The sequence below is a fragment of the Streptomyces europaeiscabiei genome (assembly GCF_001550375.1).
GTDB classification, from domain to species: Bacteria; Actinomycetota; Actinomycetes; order Streptomycetales; family Streptomycetaceae; genus Streptomyces; species Streptomyces europaeiscabiei.
In genome coordinates, this window is record NZ_LRTR01000754.1 from 1 (window position 1) to 10,540 (window position 10,540).

A 10,540-nucleotide genomic window follows, 5' to 3' on the forward strand; every position below is an offset into this window, starting at 1 on the left:
GCGACACGCTCCCCACCGACGACCCTTCCCAGGCTGATCACCAGAAGATCATCCCACCGGTCAGCCAACGTGACAGTGCCCCTCGCCAACTCCGCGCAGGCAGACGTGAAGACGGGCGACACCGAAGTCCGCGGTGTCTCACCGTCAACCGTGCACGAGCTCGCCAGTACTCTGATTGCCCCATATCCGGCATTGTCATATGGTGGAAATGACCGATCTGTCATGCCTCGCAAAGCCGCTCGCACCCCACTGAGTCGCGGCCAAGAGGATCCTGATCTCCATGTGTATACGTGCTGCCAATCAGGGGATGCTCGCAGCGTGATTTTGTCCCTTACCGCAGGCGCGGTTATCACACTCCAGCAGTGTCTCCTCCCCGGCTGAGAATTCCGGCCGACAACCGGTCCTCGATCCGGCACCGTAATGCGCCATGTGGACACGGCTTCTGATCACCAAGTGAGAGGTGAGAGGGGCGTCGGGAATGAAAATGAGCCTGACCGAGCTGCGCACCCTCGCCACGCAGGCAGGGTTCACCGGCAGCGACATCGCCATCGCGGCGGCCGTCGCCAAGGCAGAGTCCAAAGGTGACCCAGTCGTCATCGGAGACCAGCATCTGGTCGACCACAAGTGGGGGCCGTCCATCGGTCTCTTCCAGATCCGCTCGCTCAAGCACCCAGGGCAGTTCTCCCCGCCGGACACGCTCAGGGTTGCGGCAAAGCTCAAGGATCCGCTCTACAACGCCAAGACGGCAAAGGCCATCAAACACGCGCACAACTGGAACCAATGGTCCACGTTCACGAGCGGGGCCTACAAGCAGTACATGGATGGCGGCCCCGCCAGTCCCGCCAACTCCGAGCCGTTCCCTGGTACGTCGTTCTTCCATACCGGAAGGAAGTCGCCGATCGTCGCCGCGATGCACGATCGGCTCGTCGCCGAAGGCTGCAACCGGTACCAGTCGAGTGCCCATGGCGACGTATGGGGTCCGGGTGATGTGAAATCCTACGCCGCCTGGCAGCAGAAGCTCGACTTCGCAGGTGACGATGCCAACGGCATCCCCGGCAAGACCAGTTGGGACAAACTGAAGGTCCCCAACGTCTAAGACTTGAACATGACGCGCAACGCATTGCTGATTCAACCAGCAGTTCTACGTCTTGAGTCCGCTCGTCGAGCTTGGAGCCGGCGACGCAGAGTCGGGGTAAGTGAAAGGACGGCGTCGTGTCCGAGAAGAACTTCGACCACGAGGATGTGAAGGCGGCCCTCGAGAAGACCGGCACCGCCGACGGGCCAGGCACCGACAACCTCGATGCCCTTCCGGAGAGCGACTTCGTCGCCTTCGCCGAGGACGGCGTCGAGAAGGACGCGGAGGCCCCCCGAATGACCGCCACCATCGCTTACGACCGTACCGTCTCGAACTTCATCGACAAACTCAGCGCGACGGGCCACGTCACCCACAAGTCCTACAAGAAGACGTCGGTCACGCTGCACCACAACGCCGGCCGGCATTCGCACCAGGGTGTGCTCGACCTCTGGAAGACGCGTCCGACTTCGGCCCACTTCGACGTGGACGCCGTCGGTGCCGTCGCTCAGTACGTCAAGGTGAACGAGTACGCCTGGGCCGTCGGCAACACGGTCGGCAACCAGCGCACCATCAGCATCGAAATGGCGAACGCAACGCTCGCGCCCGCCTGGACGGTCGCCGAGACCACCTGGAAGAACGCCGCACGTCTCGCCGGCTGGCTCTTCGTCAAGGTGATCGGCGAACGTCCCAGCAAGAACAACCTCTTCTATCACCACCACTGGTCCGCGACCGAATGCGCCGGCCCGCACATGGACAACCTGTACGACAAGGTCCTCGCGGCGGCTCAGGACGCGTACGACCATTTCAAGGATGCGCACCCCGTCCCCGGCTCGGATACCGAGCCGTTCCCTGGTGCGTCGTTCTTCCATACCGGAAGGAAGTCGCCGATCGTCGCCGCGATGCACGATCGGCTCGTCGCCGAAGGCTGCAACCGGTACCAGTCGAGTGCCCATGGCGACGTATGGGGTCCGGGTGATGTGAAGTCCTACGCCGCCTGGCAGCAGAAGCTCGACTTCGCAGGCGATGATGCCAACGGCATCCCCGGCAAGATCAGTTGGGACAAGCTACAGGTCCCCAACGTCTGACCGTCCTCGCTGATGGCCTTGTCGAGCAGCAGTGACCGGTCGACGAACACCAGCCCATGCTTCGCGCCGACGCCCGCGGCCGGCCCAAGGTCTCAAGGCCTGTGATCCAGTGCGGCCTGCCGGATCGCCTGCTCCTCACTCTTCACCGGCGGTCACGCTTCGTCACTAAGAGCGACCGAGGATAGGCCCGAGGGTTGCGGAAGCTCAGGGATCTCATGGCGATGGAAATGCTCTACTGGTCCTCGCCTGTCATGTCGGAGGATCCGCTCTGCGCCATCCGGTGCTGGCGCACCCCGTCGATGACGAGTGTCAGCAGGCGGTCGGTTTCGGCTGCGCCGTCACTGTCGTGTTCGGTAGCCAGCGCGATGGCTCCGACGAGTTTGAGCAGCTGGGTGATGGTGACCTCGGGGCGTACGGCGTGTGCGTGGTGAGCGCGCGCGAGTAGTTCGCCGCCGGCGTTCACGATGAGCGTGTGGCAGGTGTCCCCCAGCGTCGGACCGCCGTCGCCGACACCAGGCATCAGAGCTGCCCCCAGGCCCTTGTTGGTTACGGCGTGTGCCCCGACGGCGTGAAGCCAGGTGACGAGCGCGGCTTCAGGGTCAGGCTCGGCCGCGAGGTCGCGTGCCTTGGCGCAGAGGGTCTCCACCCGGTCTTTGAAGACGGCCTCCAGCAGCGCCTGTCGGGATGGGAAGTGCCGGTGCAGTGTGGCTGAGCCGACCCTGGCGTGCCGCGCGATCTCCTCCAGGGAGGCTTCAACGCCGTGCTGAGCGATGGCGGCCCCGGCGGCGGCCAGGATCCGCTCATAGTTGCGCCGCGCGTCGGCACGCATGGGACGCCTGGGCGGGGACGGCACGGTGGCGTCTTGGGACACGGAGGCTCCTGACGGCTTGCTAACCGGGGTGGTCCTCCATATTGTATCGAGCGTTAACCGGAGGGCCACTCCACTTATGGGCTCACCCTCCCCGGTGCGTGCGAGATCTAGGAGAGACAGTGGAGCCGACGGACAAGACCATCGTGGTAACAGGCGCGACCGGCCTGCAAGGCCGGGCGGTGACCAGGCATCTGCTCGATGGTGGCTGGCATGTGCGCGCCCTCACGCGCAATCCGGACGGGGTACCGGCCAAGGCCCTGGCGAGCACCGGCGCGCAGATCGTACGCGCGGAGATGGAGGACATATCCTCCCTTATCAACGCTACCGAAGGCGCCTACGGCCTGTTCAGCGTCCAGCCCATGGTGGGCTCCCCCGGCACGGCGCCCGACTTCTGCGCCGAGGACGAGGTCCGCTGGGGAATGAACATCGCCGAGGCCGCCCAAACCGCCGGGATCAGGCACCTCGTCTTCAGCTCGGTCGCCGGCGCCGACCGCCACAGCAGTGAGGCGTTGCCGCAGAACCTGATCAGCAAGTGGCGGATTGAGCAGCACATCGCGAAGCTCGGCATGCCCGCGACGACTCTGCGGCCGGTCTCCTTCATGGAGAACTACACCGGTGAATACGCCCTGCAACGAGGCAGCCTGGTCTCGGGTATCGCACCCGCCGTCCCGCTGCAGATCATGGCCGTGGACGATGTCGGCTTCTTCACCAGGCTGGCCTTCTCCCGGCCCCAGGAGTGGATCGGGCGAGCGATGGCCCTGGCCGGCGATGAACTGACCCCAACCCAGATCGCCGCGCACATCGAGACGGCAATCGGGCGCCCGCTTCCGTACGCCCAGATCCCGATGGAAACGATCCGCGCCGTCAACGAGCAGTTCGCGTTCGCCCACGAGTGGCTCAACGAACGCGGCTACCGCGCCGACATCCCCGCTACACGGCGGATCCACCCCGCCGCGATGGACTTCCGCACCTGGCTGGAGCGAACCGGCGCAACCCAGATCACGGCGTTCCTGGACGCCCAGGATGCAGAGGGACAGGACGCGTGAGCGGTCAGAGGCCCCACCTCGGGCGCATCGGCATCTGGGCAGGCGAACTCGACAGCTGCTCGGCGCGCAGTGTCCGCAAGGCCGTGACCACGGTCGAGAACCTCGGCTTCGGCACCTTGTGGTTCCCCGAGACAGCAGGACGGGAAGCGATGGCACAGGCCGGGATCCTGCTGTCACAGACCCGAAAGATCGTGGTGGCAGCCGGCAGCACGGACATCTACGCGCGCGACCCGGTGACAACCGCCGCCGCACAGCGCACCCTTGAGGAGGCATTCCCCGGACGCTTCCTGCTCGGCCTGTGGGACAGCCACCCCAGCCTCGCCGAAGATATCCGCGGCCACCGCTTTGGCTCCCCGCTGCCCACCATGCGCGCCTACCTCGACGCGCTGGACACCGCCCCGTTCGGGCCGCCAGCCACAGCAGCCTCACCACACCGTGTACTCACGGCCCTGGACCCCGGCATGCTCGCACTCGCCGCCGAACGATCCTGGGGCGCAAACCCGTTGGGCATGTCGGTCGAACACACCCGCAACGCCAGAGCCGTGCTCGGACCCACCGGGCTCCTGGCCGTCACCCAGCTGTGCGTGCTAGGCCCGGACCGCTCGCACACCGCCGCGCTGGCTCGCACCACGGCAGCAGCTGCCCTGCCCAACCGCCGCACCCTGCTCCCAGACCTGGGGTATGAGGACGTGGACTCGCTCGACGACCGACTCGTCGACGCACTCGTGGCCCACGGCACCGCCGAGGACATCGCCCGCCGCGTCCATGAGCACCTTGACGCCGGGGCCGACCACGTCAGCCTCCACCTCCTCACCACCACACCCCACACCCCGCCCACACGGCGGTGGAAGCAACTCGCAGCACACCTGCTGCCCTGACCCGGCCCGGGAACGTGGCGATCAGGCGCGGCTCTGCTGTTCTCGCCGCTCTGTTCGCCGAGCAAGCTGAGGAGATGCCTTGCCCTCCGTGCCGTCATCTCACTATGAGCCTCTCTGGGAGCAGTTCTCGGCTCTCCTGCCCGAGCGACCCGAGTTCGACCCCACGCATCCGCTGGGCTGCCACCGTCGGCGCGTTCCAGACAGGACGGTGTTCGGACTGGTTGTCGACGCACTGGTACACGGCTCCGGATACGAGCGAGTCGCCACTGCCGACTGCTCGGACTGGACCATCCGCAACAGGCTCAGAGAGTGGAGCAACCTGGGACTGGCACACGAACTGCACCGCATCGCGCTGACCGCGTACGACAAAATGATCGGCCTGGAGCTGTCCGAGCTGTCCGTCGACGGCTGTCACACCAAGGCCCCATGCAAGGGAGACAAGGCAGGGCCGTCGCCAGTCGACCGGGCCAAGCAAGGGCTCAAGCGTTCCACCCTGGTCGACGGCGACGGGATACCGCTCGGTCTGGCCTCAGCCGGCGCCAATCGGCACGACTCGGTCCTGCTTGAACCGACCATCAACGCGGCCAAGCACCAGGTCGGGAACCTGCCCACCCATGCCACCGTGCATCTCGATTCCGCCTACGACGGCAAGCCCAGCCGCCGGATCCTCGATGACCACGACCTCATCGGCGAGATCGCCCGCAAGGGCGTGCCCGCTCCGATCCAAGTCGGCATGCGCTGGGTGGTTGAACGCACCCAATCCTGGATGAACGGCTACGGCAAGATCCGCCGCTGCTTCGAACGCGACGGCCGAGTAATCGACTTCTACCTGTACCTCGCCGCCGCGTTCGTCACCGTGCGCGCCTTAATTCGACGTGCAAGAAAGCTCTACCGGTGGCCCACCACTTCATTCCGGAGGCCCTACAGTAAGGGGCGCACCGTCATCGACGGACTGCTTGGAAGACAAGGGGGATCGGCCTGCCGGTCGAAACTCCCCAGGGTCTCCCCTGGTCTCCCCAGGGTCTCCCCTGGTCTCCCCAGGGCTGATCGTGGGCGATTTCGAGGCCGTGCGCCGGGCATGCGAGCTGCCGTTGCCATGACCTGTGCTCGACTTCGCCGGTCTGCGGTCACCGGTCGCGCGGTGGGCAGATCCCCCGTGGCGGGTGAGGCGCCGAAGGGGCTTCTGAGCTGCGATGGAGGTGGCGACCGGTCGGTGACGGTCGCTGTCCGGGTGACGCCCAGCGGTGTCCCGGTCCGACTCGGCGAGGAGAACACCGTGAAGCACTGGCGGGCTCTGATCGTCCTGGGGACGGCCCAGTGCCCGATGGTTCTGGACACGGCCCTCGTGAACGTCTCCATCAGCCAACTCGTCGAGGACGTCGAAGCCATCCTCGCCGCCGGCGGCATCACCCTCGCCGCGTTCCTGGTCACCCCGCGGTTGGCGAGCGGGCGGACGGACCGTGCGCGACCGTCCGGGACGGGCCACAGCCAATAGGACTGGAGAAGGCAACAGCGACGGTAACGGCAACCGGGACTGCGTTCGACCGGAACCGAGCCGGCGCACCGGAAGCGCGGCTCGACGCGCTGCCCCCCCCGGGAGGAGGCCGAGACGATGTCCGCGACCGGGCCCGCAGGGTCCCGTACCGAGCGCGGCGCCGAGCACCGGGCCCGTGCCGACTACACCGGCGGTGTCTACGGATCCATGCTCGCCTCCTCCGTCATCATCGGCGTCGGCACTCTGGGGTCCTACCCCCGCCTGGAACTCGTCCTCCTGCTGCTGCTCACCGCCCTGGTGTTCTGGATCGCGCATGTGCACGCCCAGTTGTTCGGGGCGCGCCTTGCGCAGCGGGGCCTGGACCGCCGGATCGTGCTGGAGGTGTGCCGCGACGAGTGGCCGATCGTCAACGCCGCCCTCCCACCAGCCGCCGCCGTGGCCGTCAGCTCCGTCCTCGGCCTCGATGTGTCAGGAGCCCTGTGGCTGGCGCTCTCGGTGGCCGTGGCGGGACAGGTGGGCTGGTCGGCTGCCGCTGCCCGCCGGGCCGACGCCTCGTGGGGACTGGTCGCCGTCACGGCCTCGGTGAACCTGCTGCTCGGTCTCCTGATCATCGCGTTCAAGCTCTATCTGACCCACTGACTCACCTTCCGGGGGTGAGGCCCGGCAGGGCCTCCGGGACGGACGATCGCAGTGAAGCAATCGCAGGAGCACATCGCAGAGAACACATCACAGGAGCACATCACAGGAGCACATCGCAGAGAAGGGGCGCAGCCCGCCCGCACCAGGCCATGGGGGAACATCGCTCATGCGCTACGAGATCCGCGTCGACGGACAGCTGTCGAAGGCGCTGACCAGCGCCTTCCCCGAGCTGGACCATGTCGAGATGTCCGGCCACACCGTCCTGTTCGGACACGTCGTCGACGAGGCGCACCTGTATGGGCTGCTCGCCCGCTGCCAGTCCCTGGGCCTAAGGGTCCTGGAGATGCGCCAGCTGCCGGAGTGAGCCACCGAACCACCGAACCACCGAACCACCGAACCACTGCTCACTGAGTCACTGGGCGTGACTCAGTGAGCCGGAGAAAGCGCCGTGTCAGAGGCTCTCCGTGCGAACCCTGCCCGTGTGCGAGGCGACGCCCAGCGCGTCGAAGTCCCGCTCGTTCCGGTCGGCGTAGGACTGCGCGAACTCGGTGAGGGCGCGGTCGAAGCGGTCGCTGCCGCCCAGGTGGGCGGCGATGGCGACGGGGTCGCCGGAGCGGGCGTGGGCCCGCGCCAGTCCGGCCCCGCACGGCCGTGCGAAGAGCCCCAGCAGACCGGGATCCATGGTCTCCTGCCGCGCGACGCCCTTCCAGTCGCGCAACTGCCGTACGTAGAAGTCCCGTGCGCGCCCGTCGAGGCCGACGACGCGGGTCCGGCCCAGGAAGATGTCACTGGTCGTCTGGATCAGTCGCTGCCCCGACACCACACGGCGGCCCTGGTTGTCGTAGTGGTCGCCGCCGAGCTGGATGGAGAGGACGGATTGCTGCGCATCCTTGGCCTGGAGCAGCAGCGGGTCGGTGTCGTCGCGGACGAGCAGGAGCACGATCCGGCAGCGCGTTCCGACGCTGCCGACCGCCCACCACCTTCCGCGCCATGTCGACGACGTGGTAGCGGCGCAGCAGATGCCGGCGCTCGGCCGTGACCCGGGTGAGTTTCTCGAAGGTCTGGAGATGGGTGCGCGTCCGGGCCTTGGCCGTCGCCTCCGCGGTACGGCGTCTGCTCTCCTTGTGCCGAGGTCCGACGCCATGATCGCCGCCGCGCCCCGGCAGAAGCGGAACGGGGATTCGAGCATGCGGCCGTAGCGGATCGGGACCAATTCCTGCAGCCGGGTGGCCGACTGGCGCTCTATCACCTCGATCGGGTCGGTCCGTCCGGCGTCCGCGTCGGCCTCGAACCAGCCGTGGCAGGACCGCGAGGCGCGCGTGCGCGCGTCGCGGACGTACGCAGCCCGTTCGGGCACGGACAGCGATGCCGTGAATGCGCTCGACCGCGTCATGACACACCTCGTGAACCGCCGGCCAGGCATGTCTCCCACCTCACCGTGTCCGCTGCCGCGGGGATCACCCGCCGGGGGTGATCCGGCGGGTGGCGGGCGGCGGGACGCTGGCCCCGTCAGGTCACCGCACACCGTCGCGCGCCGACGGTGCGGAAGCGGCCCGCTCGGCCGCGAGGAGGAGCCATGACCGAGTCCCGTGGCCCGGAACCGCGTACCGGGCCGGACGAGCGGCCCGGCGGGGCCGCCGACAGGCCCGGCGGAACGGGCGGCATGTCCCGTGGGGCGGTACCCGGAGCGATGGGAGACCCGGCGGAGACGCTGGCGCGGGTCGGCCGGTCCTGGAAATGGATCCTCGGCGCGGCGCTGGCCATGCTGGTGCCGGGCATCGTCGTCCTGGTCTGGCCGGACGAGACCCTGCACGTCCTCGCGGTCCTCATCGGCCTGTACCTGCTCGCGATCGGAGCCTTCCGGTTCGTCGACGTCTTCGCCCGGGAGGAACCGGGAGAGAGGCTTTCCGGGCTGCTCCTCGCGCTGCTGTACGTCCTGGCCGGTGTGCTCTGCCTGCGGAACCCGCTGCAGACGATCGCCGCGCTCTCGTTGATCGTCGGGATCGTCTGGCTGGCGACCGGCATCCTCACCCTGCACACCGCCCTCGCCGCGAAGGACCTGCCCCACCGCGGGTTCGTCCTCGTCGCCGCGGTGCTCGGCATCGTCGCGGGGATCGTCGTGCTGGCCCTGCCGACCGAGTCGGCCACGGCGCTGACCCGGCTGCTCGGCCTGTGGCTCGTCCTGCTCGGCCTGGCCGAGGTGGCGGTCGCCCTCGCCTGGCGGGCCGCCCTCCGCCGGGCGGGCCCCACGGGTCCGCGGGACACGACCGCCGGCACCGCCTGACCCCCAGCCCCGAGCGAGGAGGAGCCATGGTCCCGGGCAAGGAATCCGTACCACCCCACTCCGGACCGGGCGGCGAAAGCGGCTCGGACGACATAAACGGCTCGGGCGGTGGAGCGGGTCACCCGCTGAGCGCCGCGGAGCGCGCCGAATACGAGCGGTTGCGCCGGCACGCGGGCGTACGACACCGCCGGCTGCGCAAGGCGGGTGCAGGTGTCCTGCTGGTGGTGACCCTGCTCCTCGCGCCCCTCGCCGTCGTCGCGGCCTGGGTGCAGGAGACGGTCGCCGACACCGACCGGTACGTCGAGACGGTCGCCCCGCTGGCCTCCGAACCTGCCGTCCAGCAGGTCGTGATCGACCGGCTGACCAACGAGGTGGTCAAGAACGTGGACGTCAAGGCGGTGACGGACGCCCTCACCAAGGTGCTCGCCGAGAACGGCGCGCCACCACAGGTCGTGGCGGGGGCCGGGGCCCTCGACGGTCCGCTGCGCTCCGTGGTCCACACCGTCGTGGAGCGCAACGTCACCCGGGTCATCGACAGCGAGCTCTTCCGCCAGGCATGGGAGGGGTCGAACCGGCGGGCGCACGCCGCGGTGGTGCACATGCTCACCGGTGAACAGGAGGGCGCCCTGCGTGCCACCGGCGACACGATCCAGCTCGACGTCGGCTCCGTCGTCGACCAGGTACGGCAGCGCCTCGTCGACGCGGGCTTCGACAAGGCCGCCGCCATCCCCGACAGCGACCGGACGGTCACGCTGTTCCACACCGACGAACTGGGCAAGGCACAGGACGCCATGCGGCTGCTGGACATCCTCGGCACCTGGCTGCCCGTCATCACCGTCGCACTCGCCGCCCTGGCCGTGTGGACCGCACCCGGCCACCGGGTGATGCTGCTGATCACGGCCCTCGGCCTCACCCTGATGATGGTGGTGCTGCTCGTCGCGCTGGCCGTCGTCCGACGTGTCTACCTGGACGCCGTACCCCCCGGGGCACTGCCACCCGACGCCGCCTCGGCGATCTTCGACACCTTCCTGCGCTTCCTGCGCGACAGCACCCGCACCCTTCTCGTCGTCTTCCTGGCCACGGCCCTCGCCGCCTATCTGTACGGCCCGGGGCGGGTCGCCCGCCGGGCGCGGGCCCTGGCCAGGCGTGGCACCACGGCGGCCGAGC

At 68.3% G+C, this 10,540-nt stretch carries 9 protein-coding genes and 2 pseudogenes; 9 read left to right on the top strand and 2 right to left on the bottom strand.

Going from position 1 to position 10,540, the window contains the following annotated elements; translation table 11 throughout:
- The first annotated feature begins 484 nt into the window (after positions 1–484).
- Positions 485–1,096 (top strand): peptidoglycan-binding protein, encoded by a 612-nt coding sequence (locus AWZ10_RS36905; RefSeq protein ID WP_060893196.1) that lies wholly within the window; start codon positions 485–487, stop codon positions 1,094–1,096.
- Positions 1,097–1,212: 116 nt separating this feature from the next.
- On the top strand, positions 1,213–2,160 hold the full coding sequence (locus tag AWZ10_RS36910; RefSeq protein WP_244172676.1) for a peptidoglycan-binding protein: 948 nt from the start codon (positions 1,213–1,215) through the stop codon (positions 2,158–2,160).
- Positions 2,161–2,392: 232 nt separating this feature from the next.
- Here the strand turns inward: AWZ10_RS36910 and AWZ10_RS36915 are convergent, their stop codons facing one another.
- A complete protein-coding gene (locus tag AWZ10_RS36915) occupies positions 2,393–2,989 on the bottom strand; it encodes a TetR/AcrR family transcriptional regulator (RefSeq protein ID WP_060893202.1) in 597 nt (198 codons plus the stop codon).
- A 161-nt stretch (positions 2,990–3,150) separates the two neighbouring features.
- Between AWZ10_RS36915 and AWZ10_RS36920 the strand changes: the two genes are divergently transcribed.
- The 5 genes and pseudogenes from AWZ10_RS36920 to AWZ10_RS36940 all read left to right on the top strand — a co-directional run bounded on the left by AWZ10_RS36920 (position 3,151) and on the right by AWZ10_RS36940 (position 7,453).
- Positions 3,151–4,077 (top strand): NmrA/HSCARG family protein, encoded by a 927-nt coding sequence (locus AWZ10_RS36920; RefSeq protein ID WP_060893197.1) that lies wholly within the window; start codon positions 3,151–3,153, stop codon positions 4,075–4,077.
- On the top strand, positions 4,074–4,955 hold the full coding sequence (locus AWZ10_RS36925; protein ID WP_060893198.1) for a TIGR03620 family F420-dependent LLM class oxidoreductase: 882 nt from the start codon (positions 4,074–4,076) through the stop codon (positions 4,953–4,955). The genes AWZ10_RS36920 and AWZ10_RS36925 overlap by 4 nt, the downstream gene beginning before the upstream one ends.
- Before the next feature lie 79 nt (positions 4,956–5,034).
- Positions 5,035–5,877: pseudogene (locus AWZ10_RS36930) on the top strand (IS5 family transposase); the annotation flags it as partial.
- Between the two features lie 690 nt (positions 5,878–6,567).
- Complete coding sequence (locus AWZ10_RS36935) at positions 6,568–7,089, top strand: hypothetical protein (protein WP_060893199.1); 522 nt, start codon at positions 6,568–6,570, stop codon at positions 7,087–7,089.
- A gap of 166 nt (positions 7,090–7,255) precedes the next feature.
- Positions 7,256–7,453, top strand: coding sequence for a hypothetical protein (locus AWZ10_RS36940; protein ID WP_037690953.1), 198 nt, complete (start codon positions 7,256–7,258; stop codon positions 7,451–7,453).
- 87 nt (positions 7,454–7,540) lie between these two features.
- Here AWZ10_RS36940 and AWZ10_RS36945 read toward each other — a convergent pair.
- A pseudogene (locus tag AWZ10_RS36945) lies at positions 7,541–8,482 on the bottom strand (DUF2252 family protein).
- A 183-nt stretch (positions 8,483–8,665) separates the two neighbouring features.
- On the opposite strand from AWZ10_RS36945, the gene AWZ10_RS36950 reads away from it, so the two are divergent.
- Entirely contained in the window at positions 8,666–9,373 is a 708-nt protein-coding gene (locus AWZ10_RS36950; protein ID WP_060893200.1) for an HdeD family acid-resistance protein, read from the top strand.
- Between the two features lie 26 nt (positions 9,374–9,399).
- On the top strand, positions 9,400–10,540 hold a 1,141-nt coding region (locus AWZ10_RS36955), incomplete at its 3' end, for a hypothetical protein (RefSeq protein ID WP_107417570.1).